Source organism: Calothrix sp. NIES-2098 (assembly GCF_963875125.1).
GTDB lineage: Bacteria > Cyanobacteriota > Cyanobacteriia > Cyanobacteriales > Nostocaceae > Aulosira.
Genome location: NZ_CAWNKJ010000001.1, coordinates 3,315,654 through 3,340,422 on the forward strand (window position 1 = coordinate 3,315,654; position 24,769 = coordinate 3,340,422).

Here is a 24,769-nt window from a genome sequence, read left to right on the forward strand (position 1 = left end):
TTTGTCACAATAAAAGTTAACTTTTAGACCAGTTGAAGTTATCGTGGTAGCGAATAATTCAAAAGTACCCGTTGCTCAAAACTAGTAATATGAGGCTATGCCACTCCTCAGTCCCTATCTTGACCTGTTTTATCTGTCTGGGTTTGTACCAGAGTCCTGCGAAACCAGCGATACCCGATCTCAACCCAAAATTTTTCATCTTGGCACAAGCCAGTACTACTCTCAGACCAGGTAGTACAGGAGCAGATGTACAAACTCTGCAAACCCAATTAAAACAGTTGGGATATTTTAATGGTGTGGTTGATGGGGAATACAAAGAAACTACGCAAACAGCTGTAGCTAAATTTCAAAAAGCTCAGGGTTTGCTAGCAGACGGTATTGTTGGCAGCACGACGCAAGAAAGCCTGCAAGCAGCCATTGCCGCAAAAAAAACATTTACTACTGCTGCTGTACCTACTACCAAACCCAGTATAAAAACCAAATCAACCAAACAGAGTATCCTTTGGTGGTCACTATTGGGATTGGGAATTTTAGGAAGTATTGGCGCAGTCATTTACTGTATTAGATGGTTCGGTCAGTCCAAGCGATCGCAATATGTAGAAAATTTAGATAGTGACATCGAGACTGAAGCCAAGCCAGACTCCATCGCACTATCATTACCAGAGTCAAACGCTAACCCAGATGTGACGAATTCCCCACCAGTCACACCATCTGTTACTCCCAAACTGTTACCACCAGAAAAAACTTCCCGTCTGGCGAAAGTCAATATAGTTGACGAATTGATTAAAGACTTATCCAGTTCCGATCCTACGAAACGACACAAGGCTATTTGGGATTTAGGTCAACAAGGAGATTCGCGGGCAATTCAGCCTTTAGTAGAACTGATGATGAATGCAGATTCTCAAGAACACAGCTTGATTTTGGCAGCTTTAGGTGAAATCAGCATCCGCACCTTAAAACCAATGAACCGTGCTTTAGCAATCTCCATTCAAAATGAAAGCCCAAAGGTAAGGCAAAATGCCATCCGCGACCTAACTCGCGTTTACGATATGATGTCCCAAATTAGCCAGATGCTACGCCACGCCTTAGAAGACCCAGATCCAGAAGTGCAGTCAACAGCCAGGTATGCTCTAAATCAGATTAATCGCATCCGCGTAGTATCACAGCCAGAGAGTCTGCCCAAAGAAGGGCAGGGGAGCAGGGAGCAGGGGGATGAGGGAGGACAAGGGAGACAAGGGAGACAAGGGAGAAATAATAATTGACTCTTGACTCATAAATATTTCAAATGTATTTGGATGCTAGTATTTGGGCCTGCCAAGATAATTGCAGCATCGCCAAATTTGGGCGCACTAGTGCGAACTTCAGGATTTTTGGAAAACCCAAAGCCTTCAGTGGGCATACCTAGACTATTGCGATTGAGTTTTAAGTCTTCATTAACATCGTGCATGGCAGCAACAGCATAACTACCTGCTGGCAAATTTTCAAAGGTGAGCTTTACAGGAATGTCAGTAATCTTGGTACACTGCCTTTGGATGACGCGATCGCGATTGTTGGGAAAACCTTGGCTCTTATCAAAGATACTCGCACAGACTTGCCCTTGTTTATTTTTGAATCCATCAATTTCTACAGTGAGGCTGCCATTAAAATTTGCCTTGGCGCTGGAGAACCATACCAAATTTCCTACAGATACTAGTAGTAGTAAACTAACTTTCATTCTTTGGCGCATAAAATTTCCATTGAATATAAAAATAAACAAAAGCTCGATCCTTACATTACATTGTTAGCACCTTAAAGGCAGTAATTTTTATTACTAGTAGATAATTTATGCAACCTAAAATCTTACCCCTACCTCTCAAGCCTGGCGATTTACTGCGAGTAATTGCTCCTAGTGGTGCTTTGCGAGAATTTGAGACTTTCTACCAGAGTATAGAAATTTGGCGATCGCGCGGCTACAAAGTAGAAATTCCGCCCGCCATCAATGAGAAATGGGGATATCTAGCTGGGAAAGATGAAAATCGTCGCCAACAGCTGGCAGCCGCATGGCAAGATCCAAATTGCCGGGGTATCCTCTGTGCTAGAGGCGGTTTCGGTAGCACCCGCGTTCTCGAAGATTGGCATTGGCAAACTGAACTATCGCAAACTGGTAATCCCAAATGGCTCATAGGTTTTTCAGATATTACTGCGCTGTTGTGGAGTCTTTACAATGTAGGGATTTCTAGCGTTCACGGCCCTGTGTTAACTACACTTGCTAATGAGCCAGATTGGTCGCGTGAGCGATTGTTTAATTGGGTTGAAGGTCGCTCTATTGATGCTTTAAAAGGTAATGGTTGGGGTGGTGGTGTGGCTACGGGAATTTTATTACCAGGCAATCTTACAGTGGCAACTCATCTTTTAGGTACGCTTTTTAAACCTGATTTTGCTGGGGTAATTTTGGCATTTGAGGATGTGTCAGAAGCACCATACCGCATTGACAGAATGCTAACTCAGTGGCGGCTAAGTGGAGATTTGTCCCAAGTCAAGGGGATTGCTTTAGGGGGTTTTACTGGATGTGAAGCACCACCAAATGTCCCTAGTTTTAGGGTAGAAGAAGTTTTGCGCGATCGCTTAGGTGATTTGGGTATTCCCGTAGTTGCTGAACTACCTTTTGGTCACGATAGTTGCAATGCAGCTTTACCCGTAGGTGTAGAGGTAACTTTAGATGCAGACCAGGGAACATTACAGATTGTATGAATTCGGATAAGTAAGTCGGTGCAAATAATCATCACTTGTTTGTAGTCGCGCTTTAGCGCTAAAGCGCGACTACGAGCCAAATACAGAGATTTTACTTTTCTTTACATAATTTATTTTTTCTCACCGACTTACTTAATATCGTTATTTACAATATCTGCTATCTGTAATTTTTAATGCTAAGGTAATGTAAGTTGTCAGTGCTTCTACCCTCTAATGTTTCGGTTATTTGATACAAGCCAGCGGTACCTTTATCTCTGGCTTTACCTAAAGATTAGTAGTAACCACTTCAATTACTCCCTTATCCCCTTTCAGCATTGTGCTGGTTAGGGGCTTTTTCATCACAAAAGCCAGACCTTTATAGCAAGTTATGGAAAAGTCAGAACTTTTACTAAAAATCAGATGACGTATTCAAATTTATTTAATACAATTGTACTATCAGAACGCCTTTGGTTCACCTTCCCCACTTATCATGTGGGGATTTTGTTTTAGATATGTACGCAAAGCGTCAAAATTCAAAGCTACTGATCTGGATGTAGAAACTATAGCAACAGCGTAATAGGTTTGGGTATTTCATTTACTACTTTTGATAGATCTGAAAGTTAAAAGTAACTTTCTTTTGGTAGAACAAATAATACTAGTATTGCCCGCATAATAATTTTGTGTGTAATACATCATCTTAGGGCTTGAGGTCACTTCAAAAACTCCTTGGAGTGACATTTTCATTTAGGGCAGTTTGTGAAATTTTACTCTACTAAAAAACTTTTTCTCAGATTCACTTGGATCTCCAATATTTAGAAATAAGATTCAGAATTATACTCAGCATTATTAATATATAACTACCAAAAATAGCTACACTTAAAGTTATAAATGTAGGTACGTTCAATGCTTTGACTAAAGATTCGAGCCAAATTGCTGCTGCAATACTAAAAATTAGACTAGCTATAAAAGCTATGAAGTTCCAAATCAAAGCATTTTCCTAAGGGTATTAGTTGCAAGCTTAATTTACTAATAAAAGATAAAGTTAGATAATGACTGTAATCAGCGTTACCTAATAACTTAATGATAAATTTATTTAGATTGGTTTTAGATTTTTATCTTAGCGGGCTAACAAATTGAACTAAAAACACCTATGAGCTATAGCATTCATAAATGAGTTATGATTAAAGAAGTTGGGTATCTGAGCCTCTCGATGTTTGCATATAGTTCTTGTTATGAAATTTAGTTAATACTCACCTAAAACTGAAGTTCAAAGGCGGGTTGAGAAGTTACGATTGCATATCACAAATAACTTGCCAAAGATAATATCAAATGCGATCTTACAGTGGCATTAACGCCACTGTAATATTTTATTAAACCGATGTACGAATCACTTCACTAATGGTTTTACCAACCAATTGATTATCCCAATAGCTTCCATGTGCTTCGCCACCCCATAACAATGGAATTAATTTTTGGTTAAAAGGACGGTTGAAGATATTACCTTGGTCGGTAATAACATCTTGTAGATCTACATAGCTGGTGCTGCTATCGAAAAGCATCTGCTTTAATCCTTCCAGCGGGTAAGCTATCGGATCGCCAGGATGAGCGAAATTCCGCCAAGGAAGTGGCTTTTGTCTTAATGTATGTAACTTTTGCAAAAAATTGCTGAGTTCGGGAGTGAGATCGTGGGTACTGACTCCGTTGATGTTGCCGCTAATATTCAGCAAACTAAACAGTGCTAATGGTGAACCCATAGTTTGGATACTAGCTATAGGAATTCCCGTCTGAGGATTGGGATCGATGCCAAAAAGAGTATTACGGAGTTGTTTGACACTTTCACGAACGCTAGCATCCAGTATCGGATCTTCCCAGCGACGAGCGAAGAGAATGTCAAATAGAATGACAGTACCCCAACTATGGGTAATTATATGTAGGCGATCGCTAGTATTACCACCTTTTAACGTACCCAAAGCCTTCTCTTGAAATCGTTGTACCACCTGTGTGCCAACGTGACGACTCAAGTAAAGCGCTGCATCGCCTACAAATTCAAGAATTTGTTCTGTCCGAAAATCTCTAAACCAAAAATCGTTCCACTTGGGTGATGCTTTTAACCCTGCGACTAATTCCCTTTGTGCTGCTAAGTTGAGATCTCCCCAGAAAAAGAAAATTGGCGTCACAACTCTAGACTTATCGGCGATCGAATCTCGAATGCGATTCAGCAAGATATTAGATAACCTCTCAAATTCCTTTTGGTCGTGAACTTTGACTCCATGAACAAAGAGAACGTAATCGGTAGGCATCTCAGTACCTCTGTAAATGACATCACATATAGAATCCAATGCGTTAGCTAAATAATTCCGACGCGATCGCAAATTATCACAAAATTAAAATGGTGTATCGGGCATTTGTCATTTGTCCTTTGTCAATAGCGCAAAGTCCAGAGTCAAGGGTCAATGGTTAGTTATCTCTCCCCACACTTCCCACACTCCCCACACTCCTATCCCGCGAAGCCCCTATGGTGCAATTCGCCAAACTTTAATTGACTTGTCACCGCTACCACTAATGAGGGTTTTTCCATCTTTGCTAAAAGCTAAAGCATAAATCCCACCACCATGACCGCTTAACTTATTAACTAATTTTCCAGTTTTTAAGTTAAATAATTGAATATCGCGTCCTAAACTACCAATAGCGAAAGTATTACCATCGGGAGCGATCGCAATAGTATAAACACTACCAAGGCTTGCAGAGTAGTTTTGAGTTAATTTCCCTGTTTTCAAATCCCAAACCTTCATATTTTTGCGATCTGTTTCTTGGATTGATTCATGGCTATCGTCGTAACCACCATGAAGCAGGGTTTTCCCATCAGGGGTGACAGCAAGAGCAACGACATTGGCTTGTGGTGGCGGAATCAAGGTTCGCAACAGTTTTCCTGTGCTGAGATTCCATAACTGAACTTTGCCATTTTCAATCCCACTAAATAGAGTTTTACTATCGGGACTAATAGTAAGAGCAGTAGAAATTTTGCCTGGGTTTAAAGTACGAATTAATTGCCCAGTTTTAGGATTCCATAGCTTAATTGTTTTGTCATAACTGTTCGATACCAAAATTTTGCCATCTGGGCTAATCGCCAGCGATGTCACCTGATTTTTATGTCCAGTCAAGGTGCGGATTAACTGTCCAGTCTTCACGTTCCACAGCTTAATTGTTTTATCAGCACTCGAAGAGGCTACAACCTGTCCATCGGGTGTAATAGTAACAGATTTAATCGTGTCTTTATGTCCAGTCAAAGTGCGGAGTAACTGCCCAGTTTTGGGATTCCACAATTTGATTGTATTATCATCACCGCTACTGGCTAAAATCTGTCCATCATTGCTGAGGGCGATAGTGCGAACTGGTGCTGTATGCCCAGATAAGGTAAGGATTAGCTGATTATGTTGCTGGGTTTTGAGAGTAGGTTCAGCTGTAGCAGGAATTATATTGATAGCACTACCAAGGGTAGATAATGTCAAAGTTACTGCGGTAAAGGCTTTCCAGATAACAGTTTGCGGTTTCATTTGAGCGAAATAAATCCGATATTATAGATAAACTTCATCAAACTGATTGCAAAAATCGGAAAAGTCAAAACTCAGTTTCTCGGCCTTTTAAGCCAATGAATTTCATTCATAAGATTGCATCTGTTACTTCATGCAATCTGACATCTAAGTATTTCTCAATTTTGAATTTTGAATTTATATTATGTCGGTTTATGGTCTAAACGGGTAGCTTGCTCTAAGGCCGCTTTTTCTCTAGATCTGCGAGCATAAGGTTGTAATTGAGCGCGATCGCAACCAGTGAGGATGCTCAAATTCTCTAAGCTAATACCTCGCATCAACATTTCTACACGCCAGGTATGTTGTGCTTGGGCAATCGCTGGTGGTTTTCCTTGGGGTGTTAACATTCCCTGAGTCCAACTTTCCCAATGATTTTGAATTTCTGACTCGGAGATTGGTTCTCCGGCTGGGTTGAGAAACATCGCGAGTTGGTTATCTTTGCGACTCTTCAACCATTTGATTAAAGGATTGTTAGTATAAGAGCCATACTGTTTGCCCAAAATCCACTGATTTACAGGTACTTGGCGAACTAATCCGGGAGTCGTAATTTGCAAAAAGTGCCCTTGTTCGTCATAAATTTGGTGCGATCGCTGCAAGTTTACTATTTCAGTGGCGCATAAGCCAGCACCAAATAATATATATGCCAAAGCATAATCTTGCAGCCCCAATCTCCTAGCTTGTCGCAGAATTTCGTGGACTAAAGCAGCAGGTAAATCAGCTACCTCTATACTGCGATCGTTTTCTGATGAATTATTGATTGCTGATTCTGGGGAAGGTGACATCGCACCCCGTAAAAACAATTCGACTAAATTTTCGAGAAAATCATCTCTATCTTCCCAAAGTTCGTGAAATTCGCTCGTAAATTCGATGACAGCGTATCCTAACAGCATCCCATTCAGCAAACTGGCTAATTTTTCTGCCGGTAGATAGGTATTTAAATGTCCCTGCTGAATTACCGTAGCTAAATATTGGGCTACATAGCGGTTAGCTTCTGTTAAACCCCTTCCCAAAGCACGACGGTTTTCCGCAGGGTATTGATCGGCTTCTCCCACAACAGATCTCACAAACTCTGGTACGCGCTCTAGTGCAAGTAAGCTATCACTTGCATAATCTTTCAGAGCTTGGTAGACGCTACCAGGTGGGCTGGCTCGTCTAATCAAGGACTCACCTAAATTTTTGAAGGCCGCCGATTCTTCTAAAACAGCTAAAAGCAGTCCATGCTTGTTGCCAAAATGCCGAAATAGAGTGACTTCATTGACTTCTGCCCTTTCTGCAATTTGGCGGGTTGTAGTGCCGCTGACTCCTTGAGCAGTAAATAGTTCCAGTGCTGCTTGAATCAGGCGTTGACGAGCTGAATGGGTGGAAGATGCCATAAAAGCGATGCAAGTGGTACTTGCATATAAAGGGCAGAGTTGTTAGGATAACAAATGTAAGTGATACTTGCTCTACTTTACTGTAGCCAACTTATACAGAACGGGTAAATTCCTTGTAGGTTGTGAAGCGCAATAGCCAAATACACCCAATGCAAGAGTACATCCGGTAAAAAGCAGATCGCTTTATTATTCATCAACAGGAATTTTTATGACTGCAAAATTTCTGGCGTTCGCCCCTGAGCGAGGAACGTCACTCCGCCTCAGTTGGACGAATGTAGTATTTTTCGGTACATTTCATGCTTTAGCTCTTCTCGCTCCTTGGTTTTTCTCTTGGTCAGCATTAGGTTTACTGCTGTTTTTACACTGGTTATTCGGAAGCATTGGGATTTGTTTGGGATATCACCGACTACTGAGTCATAAAAGCTTCCAAGTACCGAAGTGGTTAGAATATGCGATCGCCTTTATTGGTGCTTTAGCTCTCCAAGGCGGGCCGATTTTTTGGATTGGCGGACACCGCCAGCATCACGCCCATACTGAAGATGTCAATTTAGATCCCTACTCTGCCAAACGGGGGTTTTGGTGGAGTCATATGTTATGGATTTTCTACCCCCGTGCGGAATTTTTTGATTACGAAATTTATGCAAAATATGCACCAGATTTAGCGCGTCAACCATATTACCGTTGGTTGGATAAGTACTTCGTGCTGTTGCAAATCCCCTTTGGTCTATTGTTATATGCCTTAGGCGGTTGGTCTTTTGTCATCTACGGAATTTTTCTGAGAGCAGTATTACTTTGGCACTCCACTTGGTTTGTGAACTCAGCCACACACAAATGGGGCTATCGTTCCTTTGATGCAACTGACGACTCACGTAATCTTTGGTGGGTATCTATTGTTACTTATGGAGAAGGATGGCACAACAACCATCATACTTATCCCCATGTCGCCAAATCAGGATTTTCTTGGTGGGAAATTGATATTACTTGGTGGAGCATTAATGCTCTGAAAACCTTAGGTTTAGCTAAAAAAGTGATTATGCCTCCCTCTAGGAGTGCGAGTCAAGGATAATTTTTTACTAGATTAGTGTGTATCTACCAAGCCCACAGAGTAAAATCTGTGGGTTAAATTATTTCATACCATGCAAGCCATACTTGCTGCTGCAAAGCAAAGATTGTCTAAGCTAGTGCGATCGCCTTGCAAATAGTTATAATTCCCACAGCTATTGTAAAATCCTCCTCACCCTGCTTTCTGCGGTTTCAATTTGAAATGGAGATTATCTGCTTGAGCCAACTCTTCACTCCTAAGAAACACATTCCGTAGCGTTGGAAATAGGGATGAGTTCTAAGCCAAAAGCTTGAGCTTTTCTCTTGAGGTTTTTAAGTATCCGGTCTTGATACTGTTGCTCGTAAGCATCAATGCCAGGGTCAGTATAGTGCTCGCCAGATGTCCAAAGGCGATAAAAAATACGTGCCAGTTTATGAGCGGTAGCAGTAATTGCCTTGGGAGCGCCCATCCGTGATTGCATACGACGGTAATATGCACCTAAAGCAGAATGACTGCGACATAGAGTTTGTGCCGCCATGCGAAAAGCAGTCGCAGCACGACTGGCAACAGGGCGAGTTTTGGAACTTTTAACTTTACCGCCAGTAACACGACTACCAGGACATAGACCTAACCAAGAAGTAAAGTGCTTAACAGTAGGAAAGCGATTTGGATCTAAACCAACTTCAGAAAGCAGTACCAGTACAGTTAAAGCACCCAAACCATCAACAGCAGTAAAATCGACACCACTGATGCGATATAAATGTGTACGTAAATCAAACTGTGGTGCATTACCTGGTTGCTTTTTACCCCGACGCTTGGGTTTAGCTAAAGGCTTTTTTTCCACATCAACTTTATCAGTAAATGAAGCCAAACATTGCTCAATTTGGGTATCGCACTTCTGGATTTGAGCTTGATAAAACTCGTAAAGTTCTAATTCTTGCTCAAGGATAAAAACTAATTCTGAACGATAGTCTCCAGTTAAAGAAGCAGCTATTTCTTCTAAGCTGGCTTTAATACGCCCATCCTTCAAACTTGCTAATTTCACTGGGTTTCGTTCCCCAGATACAATTTCTCTAATTATGCTCAAGCCAGTAGTGCCTGTAATATCGCTGATGACTCGATGTAATTGTATATTCATCTGTGTTAACGCTTTTTGCATCCTTTGTACATGGATGCAGGCACTTTTAATCAGATTATCCCTTTGACGTATGTAACTGCGAAGCTTACATATTTGGTCTTCGGGACGGAATGAGCCGGATAGTAAACCGTAAGTATGTAATTGTTGTAGCCACTGACAATCTAATACATCAGTTTTCCGACCAGGTACAGTTTTAACATAGTGAGCATTGACGAGTTTAACGTCAAAACCTCGACTTTCCAAAATCTGGAATACAGGTATCCAATAAACCCCTGTCGATTCCATTGCTACGGTTTCAATTTGGCACTGCTTTAACCATTCTGCCATTGCATAGAGGTCGGCAGTAAAACAAGCAAAACTGCGTATATTGTCCTCATCTCTCCCCTTAGGCACACTTACCCAATGCCTATCAGCACCAATATCTATTCCTGCGGCATTTGGGTTGATTTGGGATAGTAAATTCATCTCCAAATCTTGTTTTTTTGGCTTTTTGTAGTTGCTCATGCGACAAGGGCAGCATTGATTGCATCGCTGATTTTAATTGGGTGTACCATGCCTGGGTGGGCAAGTAAATCTAATCTCCTAAACGGGATAGTAGCTTTAACTACTTCACCAATACCATTGCCAACAACACCCAGAACCACGCTTACATTCGGACGAATACTGTACCAGTGTAATAACGGCTTTGACTGTCATGATACTTTTTTAGTGTATAAGTTATTAGTATTAAAACTCTTGTTAACTGTGTTTCTTTCATTTATTGCGGGCGTGTAATCGCGCCCCTTGGGCGCTTACATCTTGAAGATTAGAGAAAAATTCAATTAATTCAGCCGCGGTAAAACGTAGTCGCGGGTGCGGCAATCTAAGGGATTAGTAAATATTTTATTGGTAGTACCAAATTCAATCAAGCTGCCAATTCGATTTTCATTGTTGTGAAAAAAAGCCGTGAAATCTGATAAGCGAGTAACTTGGCGCATATTGTGACTAACAAGCACAATTGTTAAATGAGAACGTAAACTTTGAATTAACTCCTCAATCTTCATACTAGCGATGGGATCGAGGCCAAAACAAGGTTCATCCATCAACAAGACTTTTGGCTTGACGGCTAAAGCACGAGCAATACAGAGTCTTTGTTGTTGTCCGCCAGAAAGTTCCAAAGCTGATTTGTGCAGTTTATTTTTTACTTCATCCCAGAGATTGGCATTTTTTATAGCAAATTCGATAATTTCATCTAATTCAGCTTTTGGACGCCAGCCTACAAGCTTTACCCCATAAGCAACATTATCATAAACACTCATAGGAAAAAGATTTGGCTTGGAAAATACCATGCTGATTTGGCGGCGTACCCGATTTAAATTAACACGACGCTCATAAATATTCTGATTAAAAAATTCGACTCTACCTTCTACCTTTACTTCTCCTTCTAGCTCGCTCATCCGATTTAAAGATTTGATAAAAGTAGATTTACCACAACCACTAGGGCCAATAATTGCCGTTAATTTGTCTTGGTAAATATCTATTGATATATCTTCAAGTATCTTTTTGTTGTCGTAATAAAAACTAAAATTGCTAACTTTTATGGCTGGGACTAATTTACTCATGGTCACAAATACGTGAGTTCAAACGTCAGTTCACAGAACAATCAAAATTTTTGGCGCTATGCAGTTATTTCTACTCTTTTATGCGGTTACTATTTGTAAAGTATTTGTAAAATTAAGCGTAGAAACTAAATATTCTTAACAGTAGAGTCTGCTAAAAATCATTCAATAGATACTCCGATATTTAGATTTGAACTTTTCAACAATCAAGCTATTAACAACAATTATTTTACTTGTTATTACAAGTTATCCTCCATATAACCACTAGTTAACTTTTATATTACCTGAGTGCATCAAATTTCAGGTAGCGAACAGCTAAGTAATATGTTCGCTAGCACTTAAGACAAGCTAGATGCTTGGAGGAAATGCTGGTATAATTAGATGTTTATGGGTGCTAGAGTTGGCAGCTAAATTTGAGCGCACCCTAATTTTGGATACAAGACTAGTACCAGTAGTCGGAAGCAAGATAAACTGAATAGTACAAAAAGGCAAAAGCCGCAAGTCAAAATTCAAAATTCAGAAGCAAGCACACTTATGCTATAAGGTCTTTACCTATTGTATAGATGCTAGCTTAAATTATGCTGCACTGTACTAGTGAGTTAAAATATTGGACGTAATTTGGAAAGTCTGCTTATATTAACATCTTTAAGAAGTTTGCAAAGGGATGAAATCAAATCCTTGTACAGAAATTTATTTTTTAGCAATCTGACCTTTTCAAAGTTACAGCAAATCTAAAATTATCCTTATTTAAGATTGCAAATACAAGTTTAGTTTTGAGATTAATAAAAGAATATTTTAGATTTGATAATAATTATTTTCAAGAAGAAAAAATTATTGATAAAGTTTTGCCATAAAATTCGATCTTAAACTTTTATTAACTTGTTATTTATCAGGTGTTAAATTATCTTGAGCGATAAAGAAAGTGGTTAATTAAAGGCTGTGATTACAGCAGGAAACTATTCCTTAAATACGAGGTCATTAATGAGTTTAACAACTACTCTTTGGAATCGTGTAGTTACTACTTCAGTAGTAACAGCTGCTGTTGCAGTTAGTCCTATGTTGACAGCGATCGCTCAAGCTGAAACTCTTAACGGTGCAGGAGCAACTTTTCCAGCTCCTTTATATGAACGATATGCTCGTGAAGTAAAAAAAAGCCATCCAGATTTGAGTATTAACTATCAAGCAATTGGTAGCGGTGGCGGTATTAATCAAGTCATTGCTGGAACCGTTGATTTTGGTGGTAGTGATGCCGCAATGACAGATGGTGAAATTGCTAAAGTTAAGCAGGGTGTAATCTTAGTACCCACAGCCGGGGGAGCTGTTTCCGTTGTTTACAATATTCCCGGTGTTAACAATCTCAAATTATCACGCTCTACATTGCCAGCAATTTTTTCTGGTCAAATTACCAATTGGAATGATGCAAAAATTAAAGCTGACAACCCTGCTGTAAACTTACCAAATCTACCCATTAAATTTGTTGTTCGTGCCGATGGTAGCGGTACAACCTTTATTTTTACAAACCACTTAAGTGCAATCAGTGGTTATTTCAAAGGCAGAATTGGTGTTAGCAAGTCTCCCAACTGGACATTAAAAAATGTTCTCAAAGGTAAAGGTAATCCAGGTGTAGCAGCTTTAGTAGCTCGCACTTCTGGCGCTATTGGCTATGTAGAGTACGATTACGCTACAAAAAACAACCTCAAATCAGCACTTTTGCAAAATAAAAAAGGACAATTTGTTGCTCCTTCTTTACAAAGTTCAAACGCAGCTTTAGCAACTGTGAGTTTTCCAGATAACTACCGCGTGTTTGTAGGAGATCCAGCAGACGGTTATCCGATCGTTGGTTTGACTTGGATGATGATTTACAAACAGTATGCTAACGCATCAAAAGCAAATGCTGTTAAAAAGTGGATTAATTGGGTTCTAAAAGATGGTCAACAATATAACGATGACCTTAACTACACAAAGATCCCATCTGATGTGGTAAATCGGGTATTACAAACAGTCAATAGCACTGTCAAGTAATTTTAAATATTACTTGTTTTTCAAGTAGGGTAGGCAAATAGCCTGCTCTACTTGCTTAAAAGTAGAGCATTGATTTTCATGCTTAGTTGTGCAATATAAAAATAATTTGGTTAATTATTAGTAATGTCTAATTCATCTGAACCAGCCGATAAAAATTCATTAAATACACATCATTTGATTGATGAAAATATCAATTTAATAGCTGCTGGCGGTAGAATATTTTGGTTGAACCAAGGATTCACATGGTTAGTTTATATCTTTGCAGCAATTACGGTCATCGTACTTTTATGGATGAGTTGGGTAATTTTTCAAGAAGCCAAACCAGCTATTGAAAAGTTTGGAATAGGGTTTTTGTGGAGTCAAGATTGGGATACAGGCAATAATCTTTTTGGTGCTCTACCTTATATTTATGGCACTCTTGTAAGTAGTGCGATCGCGATTTTTCTTGCGGTACCAGTAGGCATAGCAATTGCTTTAGTTACTAGTGAAAATTTCTTACCACCATCAATACAATCGTCCCTAGCATTTATTGTGGAATTAATCGCCGCAATTCCCAGTGTAATTATTGGTTTATGGGGTATTTTCGTCTTTATTCCAGTTTTGGAACCCATACAAAAGTGGCTAGCCAGCAATTTTAAATGGATACCACTATTTAATACCGAAGATCCTACAGGCACAAATATGTTAACTGCGGGCATTATTCTGTCCATTATGATTCTACCTACAATGGCAGCAATTACCCGTGATGTTTTACTAGCTACACCTAAAGAATTACGTAGTGCTTCTATGGCTTTAGGTAGCACTCGCTGGGAAACTATTTTTCGCGTGTTACTACCCGCAGGATTTTCAGGAATTGTAAGTGCAGCTATGTTGGCTTTGGGAAGAGCTTTAGGAGAAACAATGGCTGTCACAATGGTAATTGGTAATTCTGCGCAAATAAGTACTTCCTTATTGGCTCCTGGTTATACCATCCCTTCAGTTTTAGCAAATGAATTTGCTGAAGCGACACCAGGATTACATATTGGAGCGTTAAGTTATTTGGGTTTAATATTATTTGGGCTGACTTTAGCAATTAATATTGCTGCTCGGCTATTGGTGCAGTGGGTTGGTAGTAAAAATAAATAGCTTACCCGATCGAAATAATTAAATATCAAAATTTTTCAACAAATGACTAGTTACCCAAACTCAGAAATAGATGAATCTGTAGCGACAGAATTACTCAGTCCTCTGCCAATCAAACGTCTATTGTTTAGTTATGGAATGAATGCGATCGCCTTTGCATTTATGGGTTTAGCTTTAATTCCGTTATTATCAATTTTATGGGAAATTCTTAGACGTGGGTTATCTGGACTCAAATTAGAAATGTTTGTCAATGCAGTCATTGATAATGGCTTTGGTAACGCCATTTTAGGTACAGTGACCGTAGTAACAATTGGTTCGCTTTTGAGCCTTCCCACGGGAATATTGACAGGAATATTATTGGCAGAATTTGGACAAAGTAATCCAATTGCCAGCTTTGTACGTTTTATCAATACTATTCTCACAGGTGTGCCATCAATTATTGTTGGTGTTTTTGCTTATGGTGTGATAGTTTTGGTGACTAAATCCTTTAGTGCGATCGCAGGTGGCTTTGCCTTAGCTGTAATTATGCTACCGATTATCGTACTAACTACAGCAGAAGCTTTAAAACTTGTTCCTACTTCTCAACGTCTTGCTGCTGCTGCTTTAGGAAGCACTCGTTTGCAAACAACTTTTCGCGTAGTTATAACTGCGGCTATTCCGGGAATTACTACAGGTGTTTTATTAGCAATTGCTCGTGCTGCTGGTGAAACAGCACCCTTAATTTTTACAGCTTTATTTAGTCTCAATTGGTCAGAAGGATTAACCAGCCCTACAGCGTCCTTACCAGTATTAATTTTTAATCTTTATAACGACCCCGATCCCGAAAAAAATAAATTAGTCTGGACAACTTCTGTTGTTCTACTCGGTTTAGTTTTGTGTTTTAGTTTGATCTCTCGCTTATTTACGAGCAAGCGAAAAAATAGCTAAAAGTACTAAAAGGTTGTAATTGTTGTTTCACGGCTTTGGCAGATATGAGTAAATTAATTCCAGCTATCCAAGTTAAAAACCTTAACTTTTACTATGGCACATCAAAAGCACTTGCAGGCGTTTCTATGGATATTTGCCAAAATCAAGTAACTGCAATTATTGGCCCTAGTGGTTGTGGTAAATCTACTTTTATCAAATCTCTGAATCGGATTAGTGAATTAGAAGGTCGGGTTAAAGTTGAAGGGCGCGTAGATTTCTTTGGTCAGAATATTTATGACTCGCGTGTGAATATAAATCGCCTACGTCGCCAAATAGGGATGGTATTTCAAAAACCGAATCCTTTCCCCATGAGTATTTATGAAAATGTTGCCTACGGTGTGAGAATAGTCGGCAATTATACAAAAGTAAAACTAGATGAAATTGTTGAATCTGCCTTGAAAGGTGCTGCCCTTTGGGATGAGGTAAAAAATAAACTCAATAAATCAGCATTAGGGCTTTCTGGTGGTCAACAACAACGACTCTGTATTGCTCGTGCTTTAGCAGTCAAGCCGAAAGTGCTGCTGATGGATGAGCCTTGTTCAGCCCTCGATCCAATTGCAAGCATGAAAGTTGAAGAACTGATCCATAGTTTGCGCTCTGAATTGACAATTGTGATTGTGACTCACAATATGCAGCAAGCTACTCGTGTCTCCGATTTCACAGCTTTTTTTAGTACTGATGAAAGTCGGATCGGTGAAATGGTGGAATTTGGTGATACAACGCGAATTTTTAGCGATCCTCTTGATTCTCGTACACGTGACTACGTTTCTGGGCGTTTCGGTTAATTTGTTGATACTGGATTAGTAGAAGGCAAAACCGAATATTCAATTGATGGCATCTGTTTGATGATTTACTTGCGCCCAATCAATAGATAAGTTGTCATTTTTCCTCTTCCAGGAATTTCTATTTCACCTCGCCTTTCTAACAAAAATTCATGACATAAATGCTCATAAGTATTTTGTGAAACTTGAATTTGTCCAGGAATTCCCTGAGATTCCATACAGCTAGCAAGATTTACCGTTTCACCCCAGCGGTCATAATTAAACTTTTCTACTTCCATAATTCCTACGACAATGGGGCCGCTATGGATACCGATACGGAGGTGAAAGTCTTGGTGATGTTCGCTATTGAATAAGGCGATCGCAGTTTGCATATCTAAGGCCATGTGAGCGATCGCCTGAGCACGATCCGATCGTTGCACGGGTAAGCCGCCAATTACCATGTAAACTTCGTTAATACTCTGAATTTTTTGGAGACTATATCGTTCGCTTAGGCGATCGAAAGCTGAAAAAATCGGATTGAGTAAGCTTACCAATTGCATTGCACTAATCGAAGCGGCGATTTTGTTCAAACCGACAATATCTGCAAATAAAACTGTCACTTCAGCAAAGTCTTTTGCTACGCTACCTAATTGTTGTGGAGGTTGGGAGATAGCTGATGACGAGATATTTTGCAAAAGACGTTTAGTTTGTTCTTGTTGATGGCGCAGCGCTTCTTCTGCTATTAGTCGCTGGGTAACATTACGAAAAATTCCCCGAATGGCAACTGGCTTACCTTCGACAAACTTACAATTAATATTTCCCTCTAGAAAAATTGTTTGACCATTTTTAGTAATAAATGCCGTTTGGATTTGTTCCAGCTTTTCGCCTGACATCACGTTATAAAACCTTTGTCGGCTGCGTTGTTGAAAATCTGGATGAATGATGTCAAAAAGATTCATCTTGGTAATTTCATCGGCACTATAGCCTAAGGTATTTTGCCATGCTTTATTGACATATATAAAACGCCCATAAACATTAACAGACTGAATTAAGTCATTAGCATTTTCTAATAAATCTCGATATCGTTCTTCACTCTCTATCAAAGCTGCTTCTGTATGTTTGCATTTAATAAAATGAGCAATTTGGCTACCAATAGAAACCATCATTTGTAGTAGATCTATATCTTTTTGCTGTACCTCTTTGCTCAAAAAGACCATTACCCCTAGAATTTCCGTATCATCTAAAATCGGGAAGCCAAATGCAGCGTGCAGTTCTGCTGCGGCTGCTGGTTGCGATCGCTGGACGTCATCGTCATCTACAATATCTTTAATCCAAAGTGGCGATCGTCTAGACCAAATTCGCCCAGGTAAACCTACACCAGAGTTATAGGTTGTCTGCCAAGTAATTGCTTTAAACTCTCTTACCGAAACTAGTCTACTTGACCAAATTTCTACACATCTCAGCACAACATTCTTACTATCTCGCTGCACGAATGTAGTTATATATTGATTTGGTGTCCATAGTTCTCCTACATCCCATCCAAGAGTTTGACAAATGGCTTGCAAAATTTTTGGCATAGCCTGTTTTACGCTTTGGGATTCTGATAAAATGCGGGTAATCGCATACTGAGCGCAAATACGTTGCTCCCGGCGCTGGCGAGCAGTAATATCTCTACCAAGATAAACAATATCTTCTAAATTCTCGACATGGTTGTGAATTGCTGAATAAGAAAAAGCAATCAACAACTGTTCTCTTTTTTTAGTACGACAAACTACTTCTATATCAGCATAATTTTGCTGAGACTCTAAATTTTTTTGCCGCGCATTTCGCCATAATACATAATCATCAATTATTAAAAGAATTGATCGTCCAATTAATTCTGCTTCGCTGTAACCAAATAATCTTTCTGTAGCAAAATTAATTTTTTTTATAATTCCCGAACTACTTGTTATCAATAAGGCATCTGCCATTGAATTGATAACTTGTTCCATGTAGTTTTTGTATACTATTAAAGTACTTGATAATAAACTAGCCTCATGATATTTCTGTGTTAATTGCTGTTCTAAAGCTAGCCTTTCAGTTACTTCTTCAATGAGAATAATTAATTTATTGTTACAAGATGAATTAACTTGTTCGCCAATAATATATATATTTATGTATATCTCAGCTTGTACTTCTGAGTTGCGTCGAATTCCTGCTATTTCAAATAGTTCTTGTTCTCCTTTTAAGATAGATACCAGAACATCTTCAATCCCTACAAATTCAGGAAAACTAAGGCGCACATCTTTTCCGATCGCTACCTCTTCAGGTTGAGCAGCAAACCTTTGTACTTGCTCAGAAGTATCTAATATCTGTAAATTCTCATCCAGTTCCAACCGTTCAAATTGACGAGGGAATGAAGGTTTATTAAAAATCCACTCTAATACCTGGTATTTCATAGTGGTGTGGGAATAAGCATTCAAGTTGTTACTGCATGAGAACTCAGCAGAAATTAGGGCAATGTAGAGAAGAGTAGGATATCATCATAATTACTATATAACCCCATTAATCTACTGAGAACTCAGGACTCAAAACTTAGGATTTAGTTCTCACTATTTACAGAGCAGCACCACTGATAATTCTGTAAGCTATTGTTTCCAAATATTTGGTAAATACATAAGACTTAATGAAATTGTAATGCCGATTATTTAGCTATTCTGCAACTAAATTTGTATATTAATTGACTAGTTATATATTTGGTAAATATATCTTGTTAACTCTATTTTTAGAGTTAGTAGAATTTTTCAAAGTAAACTTATGATTTTAGCTATGATGCTAGAGGCTTAACTCTCTAAAATATATTAAATATTTTTTGATGTTTTACAGTTAAAAATTTCTGCTTCACCTCTCATAGACTCAATATCTCAAACCTGGCAAATTAACATAAGTTAGCCTCATCCAAAAGTCGGAATAATTTGGGCACAAGTATCCAGCATAAAGCATAACCAACTCTCAGAAAACAAATCCTCTACATTGCGATTGTTAAGAAATATATACCACACAGTGGGTAACTTTTATAAGTATAAAATTAGTATTATAAATAACATATATATTAAGTAATATTTAATGTCCTATACCCTTAGTCGCCTCTAAAAATAAAAAGCGATTAAGTTTCCTGCTAACTGTCTTATGACACTAGTAACAAATTTATCATCTTCATTTGTAGAGAGACTTGGATCTAACAAGTGTAGGTTAACGCTAGAAACGAGACAAGGAAGAAAAAGCCTAATTCCTACATTCATACGAGAGCCTAATTCACCTTTGGATGGATAACCTACACCTGTTAGTACTTATCAGGGAGCCACTCAATAATTAAAGCTGCGTGTCCTATTTTGCCTGCTAAAGCTATTCGACATCAAATGTCTCAAAACTTTGACTATTTGCTCTTGACTCCCATGCCAGTATATATATGTGCCAGTTGCATACGCCCCGTTAATTTTTTCCCGTTAACTCATCTAAAAAGGAGATTTTAACCGCTAGGTTGATGATATCTTGATGGGTTCTAGTATTTTTAATTTCAGCATTGTTAAGAGCAACAATATATGGTTGCCCATCAATCAAGCCAATAATCGGCCCGCCAGAAGAACCACCGGCGGTATCACAATCATGGAATAGGATGTTGTCCTCTTCTCGAACAATACTACATCCAGCCTGAAATCCCGCAGTCCACCCTTGTCCAGCACTGAGATACTCATAGCCTTTTTTATTTGGATCGGGAAAGTCTCCAGAGTAACCGACAAAAAATAATTTTTGCTTATTCTTAATTAGTGCAGCAGCAGGAAGAGATTTCCATCCTAAATAACCATACTTTCGACCCAGAGGTTTATCAATTTTGAGAATTGCCCAGTCTTTAGTTTGATTAGCGATGCGGTCTTGAGTGAAGTCTGTACCATAAATGACTTGCTCTACTGTGGCTATATCTCTTTCATTGCTGACAACACCATTGATAACATTCGGTAGAAACTGAATTTTTTTGCTGAGTTGATGAGTTTCAGGATCGATAACACAGTGGGAATTAGTTAAAACTATATCGTCAGCAATTAAAGTGCCAGTACAGTGGTAGCTTTTTGCATCAGTTGTTGTTCCTTGTACTCGGCCAATAGTTGACCAAGGGTAGTCTCGACTCAGCATAGGAGTGCGATCGTCTATACCATCAGGAATTCCCCGCTTACCTCCAGTCGGTTTTTCAGACTGTCTGAGTTCAGAAGGTTTGAATGGTGTCCCATTTCCTTGTAATTTTAATTGACCTGCTTGGAATTTACTAAATTTAGGTGGTGAAGTGGGCTGCGATTCTGTTTGTGCTTGCACAGATACCGAACCACCCAAGGTTACAGCACTGAGAATTCCTGCAAAGAAAAGAGCGAAAGGTTGCTTGTAAATAGATTTTGTATTCATGGGATTATTTCTCCAAAAAAATTAAATTTTTTTGCCCATAAGATGTCTCACGTACCAGACGAAGCTAATAGGCTTCAGCTGAAAGCTAGGGCGGTTGGTAGATACATTAATTCCGTGTATAAATAACACCGAATTTCCCTAATTTTTATGCATGAATTACTATATCTCTAGCGATTCTGAGCTTATGCAGGTTTTTGAAAGTTTCCAGAATCTTCTTAAAATTGCATTTTTTATGAAGATATACAGCTTGCGCGATCGCAAGACCGAAACATGCTGTATACAAAGCATAATTGCGAGCGTCGCCATCATACTCTCAGCGCTCTACAATGAGAATCAGGAATAAATCTGTTAAATTTGAGAGTAAATTTATATACCAGAAATTCAGTTCTGTAATTCTGAATTACTCTTGAAGTAAGTTGCTCATATTCATAGAACTAATATGGCATACAGCGATTTTAATTTAGAGAAAGTTAAACAGACTTTTCAACTAAATACTATTGAAGCAACTGATATTTTTGCTAATGTATCCGATCTAGAGTCCAGCGAGTTATTAAAAGAAACTCTTCAATACAATGTACCCATAGCAATTGCTAGCAATAGTGAAAAAGCTCGCTCGGAAATGATTATTGCACCGATTTTAATAGACTTGAGGAGACAATTAAATGACCAAATAAATTTGTTTTCGGGAGTCGAATTTAATGTTGATGCTACACAGGGATTGAATGGAATTTGTGATTTTCTTGTTACCCGTTCTCCAGAAAGACTAATTGTTACAGCACCAGTAGTTGTCATTGTGGAAGCGAAAAAAGAAAATATTCCTGCGGGTTTAGGGCAATGTGCAGCAGAGATGCTGGCAGCGAGAATATTTAACGAACGCTCTGGTAATGAAAACTTGGCAATTTATGGAACTGTTACAACCGGCAGTATTTGGCAATTTTTGAAATTAGAAGGTCAAGTTATTCAGATTGACTTAAGTGAATATTACCTAAAAGATGTTAATAAAATTTTGGGAATTTTAGCCAGTGGTGTACGTTAAACAATTCTTGATTGCCAGCAGTAATGAATACAAATGAACTAAGCGAAATTTCAGTCAGTCTCACTACCAAAGCACTCAGATTGTGGCATAATAAGCCGACGCATACACTACTCGGCAACCAGTCGTGGAATATAACGAATCTATCAACGACATTGCTGCTGCTTTGCAACAGCCAGCGGATCTTACCTTTGAACTGCCCGATCCAGAAGACGAACAGATACCAGAGTCAGATTTTCAACAGCAGCTGGATGTGGCTTGGCAGGTATGCGATCGCTTCGATTTACAAACCGAAATCTGGCGGGGGCGAATTTTACGCGCCATCCGCGATCGCGAGAAAAAGGGGGGTGATAGTCGAGGCGCTGGTTTTCTCCGTTGGCTGAAAGAACGTGAAATCAGCAAAAGTCAAGCTTATGCCTGGATTCAACTAGCTAACAGTGCTGATACGCTGCTAGAAGAGGGGAAAATTGACCCAGGCACGGTGAATAATTTTAGTAAAAGAGCTTTTGTCGAAACTTCCAAAGCTTCGCCGGAAGTGCAACAGATGGTGAGTGAAGCAGCGCAAAAAGGCGATCGCATCACTCGGCGGGAAGTCCGTCAACTTAGCGACGAATGGACAGCTATGTCATCGGAGTTGCTACCAGAACCAGTCAAGGTCAAAGCAGCAGATAACACCCTTCCCCCGCGCTACATCGCCCCACTGGTGAAAGAATTAGAAAAACTGCCAGAACCACATCAAAAATACTTACAAAAAGAAATTGCGGCTAACCCCGATGTCGATACCTTAAAACAGGTGACAACAGAGGCGCGTTACCTGGCAAAATATTTAAAATCTGCTGCTCAAGTGCAAGCCCTAACTCAAGCAGATATTGATATTGAAACAGCCTTAGAAGAAGCGCAAAGAGTCGGCTGTTTGACGATAGCTGCTGATTTAGTAAATCAAGCATCTCAAATCGAACAAACCATCGCCAAGTTATACATGACTTGGAAACGCATCAGCAATTTAGCAGATCGATTGTATGTAGATACAGGAGCCAGTACGCCAAATTTGCGATCGCTTCTCAGTAGCATAGAACCTCTAGGTAGTGAAATCATGGAATTGCAACTGAGTGGCACTGTTGAACATACTATTCGCTTGCAAATTCAGGAAATGAATTAGTCAGGAGTCAATGGTCAAGGGTTTTGACTCTTGACCATTGACTAATTCTTAATTCCTGTTGTGGCAATCCCCCGAATAAACTGACGCTGACCGATGAGGAAGAGTACCATCACTGGCACAGTTGCAATTGTTACCGCCGCCATCATTAAAGGCCAATTGTTAGTAAATTGCTCCTGAAACTCTGCCAATGCTAGTTGTACTGTTCTTAATTCGGGGCGTGTTGTAAAGACCAAAGGTTTAAACAAATCGTTCCACTCAGCGATAAAGGTGAATAAAAACAGCGTCACCAAAGCTGGACGTGCTAAAGGTAACATCACCCGCCACAAAACTTGCAATCGGTTCGCCCCGTCGATGGTTGCGGCTTCTTCCAACTCTACGGGAATTGTCTGGAAATATTGACGTAACAAAAAAATTCCAAAGCCGTTAACAGCCGTTGGTAAAATCAAAGCTCCGTAGGTATTAATCAAATGTCCCGACTTCAATACCAAAAAGATAGGAATCACCAATAACTGAAAGGGAATCACCAAAGTGGCTAAGACAACCAACAGCAGCGCTTGTCTACCCCGGAATTTCAATCGTGCTAGGGCATAACCTGCCAATGCCGAAGTCACAATTTGAAACGCGGTGACTGCGATCGCTACTAAGGTAGAATTAGCAAACGCCAATAAAAATTTACCTCGCTGCCATGCATCTTGATAATTAGCTAAAGTCCAGTTATTTTTCGGTAAAACTTCTGGTGTTGCTCCTCCAGGCGCAAAAGAAGTGAGGAAAACCACAAACAAGGGCAGCAAAACGATAAAAGCGCCTATTATTAATACTCCTAGGCTCAAAAAATCGGTATATTTCGGATTCCATTGTGGTTTGGACATGAGTTTTGCTTTCAAGCATTTGTGTTTGTAGTACTAGAGCATCGCCCCCAGCAACAGCTAATCTATAAACATAGTGACTTGTTAAGTTAAATTAAATCACAGTGATTGTTACCCTAAACTCATAAGGGTAAATTTATTTTCGGTATCAAATGATTCACGTTTACAGGGGTAAAGATAACATGCAGCAGATTACAGAGCAATCTGAAATTGATTTCCAAAGCGAAAAATACAAAGACGCCTACAGCCGCATTAATGCGATTGTAATTGAAGGCGAACAAGAAGCTTTTGAGAATTACATTAAATTGGCTGAACTGCTGCCGGAACATCAAGAGCAATTGATTCGCCTATCTAAAATGGAAAGCCGCCATAAGAAAGGATTTGAAGCTTGTGGACGCAATTTACAGGTAGTGCCAGATCTGCAATTTGCCAAAGAATTTTTCTTGGGACTGCACAGCAACTTCCAAAAAGCAGCGGCAGAGGGCAAAGTGGTTACTTGCTTGCTGATTCAGTCTTTGATTATTGAATGTTTTGCGATCGCAGCATACAACATCTACATCCCTGTTGCTGATGATTTTGCCCGCAAAATTACTGAGGGAGTAGTAAAAGATGAATACAGCCATCTTAACTTTGGCGAAGTTTGGTTGAAAGAAAACTTTGCTGAATCAAAAACTGAACTAGAAGAGGCAAACCGTCAAAACCTTCCCATTGTATGGAAAATGCTCAATCAAGTTGCAGATGATGCTCAAGTTTTGGCAATGGAAAAGGATGCTTTGGTTGAAGATTTCATGATTCAATACGGTGAAGCATTAAGTAACATCGGCTTCAGTACTCGCGACATTATGCGTCTCTCAGCCTACGGTCTCACAGCTGCTTAAATATCACCTATAGGGGTAACTCCTAATGTTGCCCCTGATATATATTACGCTTTGTGTAGTATTTTTAAGGGTAAGTAG

Annotated in this window: 20 protein-coding genes; 10 read left to right on the forward strand and 10 right to left on the reverse strand. The window is 39.4% G+C overall.

Annotated elements, in window-relative coordinates; all coding sequences use genetic code 11:
• Positions 1 to 143 precede the first annotated feature (143 nt).
• Complete coding sequence (locus AACU33_RS13855; protein ID WP_339375995.1) at positions 144 to 1,262, forward strand: peptidoglycan-binding protein; 1,119 nt, start codon at positions 144 to 146, stop codon at positions 1,260 to 1,262.
• An 8-nt stretch (positions 1,263 to 1,270) separates the two neighbouring features.
• Here AACU33_RS13855 and AACU33_RS13860 read toward each other — a convergent pair whose 3' ends face one another.
• Positions 1,271 to 1,714 (reverse strand): DUF2141 domain-containing protein, encoded by a 444-nt coding sequence (locus AACU33_RS13860; RefSeq protein WP_445291756.1) that lies wholly within the window; start codon positions 1,712 to 1,714, stop codon positions 1,271 to 1,273.
• Positions 1,715 to 1,824: 110 nt separating this feature from the next.
• On the opposite strand from AACU33_RS13860, the gene AACU33_RS13865 reads away from it, so the two are divergent.
• Positions 1,825 to 2,730, forward strand: coding sequence for a S66 peptidase family protein (locus AACU33_RS13865; RefSeq protein ID WP_096589250.1), 906 nt, complete (start codon positions 1,825 to 1,827; stop codon positions 2,728 to 2,730).
• Between the two features lie 1,349 nt (positions 2,731 to 4,079).
• Here AACU33_RS13865 and AACU33_RS13870 read toward each other — a convergent pair.
• The 3 genes from AACU33_RS13870 to AACU33_RS13880 all read right to left on the reverse strand — a co-directional run bounded on the left by AACU33_RS13870 (position 4,080) and on the right by AACU33_RS13880 (position 7,672).
• On the reverse strand, positions 4,080 to 5,009 hold the full coding sequence (locus tag AACU33_RS13870; RefSeq protein WP_096589251.1) for a hypothetical protein: 930 nt from the start codon (positions 5,007 to 5,009) through the stop codon (positions 4,080 to 4,082).
• Between the two features lie 213 nt (positions 5,010 to 5,222).
• Complete coding sequence (locus AACU33_RS13875; RefSeq protein ID WP_096589252.1) at positions 5,223 to 6,263, reverse strand: WD40 repeat domain-containing protein; 1,041 nt, start codon at positions 6,261 to 6,263, stop codon at positions 5,223 to 5,225.
• A gap of 179 nt (positions 6,264 to 6,442) precedes the next feature.
• Positions 6,443 to 7,672, reverse strand: a complete 1,230-nt coding sequence (locus tag AACU33_RS13880) for a TetR family transcriptional regulator (protein ID WP_096589253.1) — start codon at positions 7,670 to 7,672, stop codon at positions 6,443 to 6,445.
• 208 nt (positions 7,673 to 7,880) lie between these two features.
• On the opposite strand from AACU33_RS13880, the gene AACU33_RS13885 reads away from it, so the two are divergent.
• Positions 7,881 to 8,738, forward strand: a complete 858-nt coding sequence (locus AACU33_RS13885) for an acyl-CoA desaturase (protein WP_096589254.1) — start codon at positions 7,881 to 7,883, stop codon at positions 8,736 to 8,738.
• A gap of 232 nt (positions 8,739 to 8,970) precedes the next feature.
• Here the strand turns inward: AACU33_RS13885 and AACU33_RS13890 are convergent, their stop codons facing one another.
• From AACU33_RS13890 to AACU33_RS13900, 3 genes are all read right to left on the reverse strand, one after another.
• Entirely contained in the window at positions 8,971 to 10,317 is a 1,347-nt protein-coding gene (locus AACU33_RS13890) for an IS110 family transposase (protein ID WP_339376501.1), read from the reverse strand.
• 35 nt (positions 10,318 to 10,352) lie between these two features.
• Positions 10,353 to 10,496, reverse strand: coding sequence for a hypothetical protein (locus tag AACU33_RS13895; RefSeq protein WP_339375996.1), 144 nt, complete (start codon positions 10,494 to 10,496; stop codon positions 10,353 to 10,355).
• Between the two features lie 177 nt (positions 10,497 to 10,673).
• Positions 10,674 to 11,453 (reverse strand): phosphate ABC transporter ATP-binding protein, encoded by a 780-nt coding sequence (locus tag AACU33_RS13900; protein ID WP_096589256.1) that lies wholly within the window; start codon positions 11,451 to 11,453, stop codon positions 10,674 to 10,676.
• 978 nt (positions 11,454 to 12,431) lie between these two features.
• Between AACU33_RS13900 and pstS the strand changes: the two genes are divergently transcribed.
• From pstS to pstB, 4 genes are all read left to right on the forward strand, one after another.
• A complete protein-coding gene (gene pstS / locus AACU33_RS13905; protein WP_096589257.1) occupies positions 12,432 to 13,472 on the forward strand; it encodes a phosphate ABC transporter substrate-binding protein PstS in 1,041 nt (346 codons plus the stop codon).
• 123 nt (positions 13,473 to 13,595) lie between these two features.
• Positions 13,596 to 14,597, forward strand: coding sequence for a phosphate ABC transporter permease subunit PstC (pstC, locus tag AACU33_RS13910; RefSeq protein WP_096589258.1), 1,002 nt, complete (start codon positions 13,596 to 13,598; stop codon positions 14,595 to 14,597).
• Between the two features lie 42 nt (positions 14,598 to 14,639).
• Positions 14,640 to 15,521, forward strand: coding sequence for a phosphate ABC transporter permease PstA (gene pstA, locus AACU33_RS13915; protein WP_096589259.1), 882 nt, complete (start codon positions 14,640 to 14,642; stop codon positions 15,519 to 15,521).
• A gap of 44 nt (positions 15,522 to 15,565) precedes the next feature.
• On the forward strand, positions 15,566 to 16,345 hold the full coding sequence (pstB, locus tag AACU33_RS13920) for a phosphate ABC transporter ATP-binding protein PstB (RefSeq protein WP_096589260.1): 780 nt from the start codon (positions 15,566 to 15,568) through the stop codon (positions 16,343 to 16,345).
• A gap of 65 nt (positions 16,346 to 16,410) precedes the next feature.
• Here pstB and AACU33_RS13925 read toward each other — a convergent pair whose 3' ends face one another.
• Both AACU33_RS13925 and AACU33_RS13930 read right to left on the reverse strand, forming a co-directional pair.
• On the reverse strand, positions 16,411 to 18,759 hold the full coding sequence (locus AACU33_RS13925; RefSeq protein ID WP_096589261.1) for an adenylate/guanylate cyclase domain-containing protein: 2,349 nt from the start codon (positions 18,757 to 18,759) through the stop codon (positions 16,411 to 16,413).
• A 1,033-nt stretch (positions 18,760 to 19,792) separates the two neighbouring features.
• Complete coding sequence (locus AACU33_RS13930) at positions 19,793 to 20,755, reverse strand: trypsin-like serine peptidase (RefSeq protein ID WP_096589262.1); 963 nt, start codon at positions 20,753 to 20,755, stop codon at positions 19,793 to 19,795.
• Positions 20,756 to 21,194: 439 nt separating this feature from the next.
• Here AACU33_RS13930 and AACU33_RS13935 point away from each other — a divergent pair, with 439 nt between their 5' ends.
• A complete protein-coding gene (locus tag AACU33_RS13935) occupies positions 21,195 to 21,791 on the forward strand; it encodes a hypothetical protein (protein ID WP_096589263.1) in 597 nt (198 codons plus the stop codon).
• A gap of 124 nt (positions 21,792 to 21,915) precedes the next feature.
• A complete protein-coding gene (locus AACU33_RS13940) occupies positions 21,916 to 22,947 on the forward strand; it encodes a hypothetical protein (protein ID WP_096589264.1) in 1,032 nt (343 codons plus the stop codon).
• A 41-nt stretch (positions 22,948 to 22,988) separates the two neighbouring features.
• On the opposite strand, the gene AACU33_RS13945 is transcribed toward AACU33_RS13940, so the two are convergent.
• Positions 22,989 to 23,816, reverse strand: coding sequence for a carbohydrate ABC transporter permease (locus AACU33_RS13945; RefSeq protein WP_096589265.1), 828 nt, complete (start codon positions 23,814 to 23,816; stop codon positions 22,989 to 22,991).
• A gap of 179 nt (positions 23,817 to 23,995) precedes the next feature.
• Here AACU33_RS13945 and AACU33_RS13950 point away from each other — a divergent pair, with 179 nt between their 5' ends.
• Positions 23,996 to 24,691, forward strand: a complete 696-nt coding sequence (locus AACU33_RS13950) for an aldehyde oxygenase (deformylating) (protein ID WP_096589266.1) — start codon at positions 23,996 to 23,998, stop codon at positions 24,689 to 24,691.
• The last annotated feature ends 78 nt before the right edge of the window (positions 24,692 to 24,769 follow it).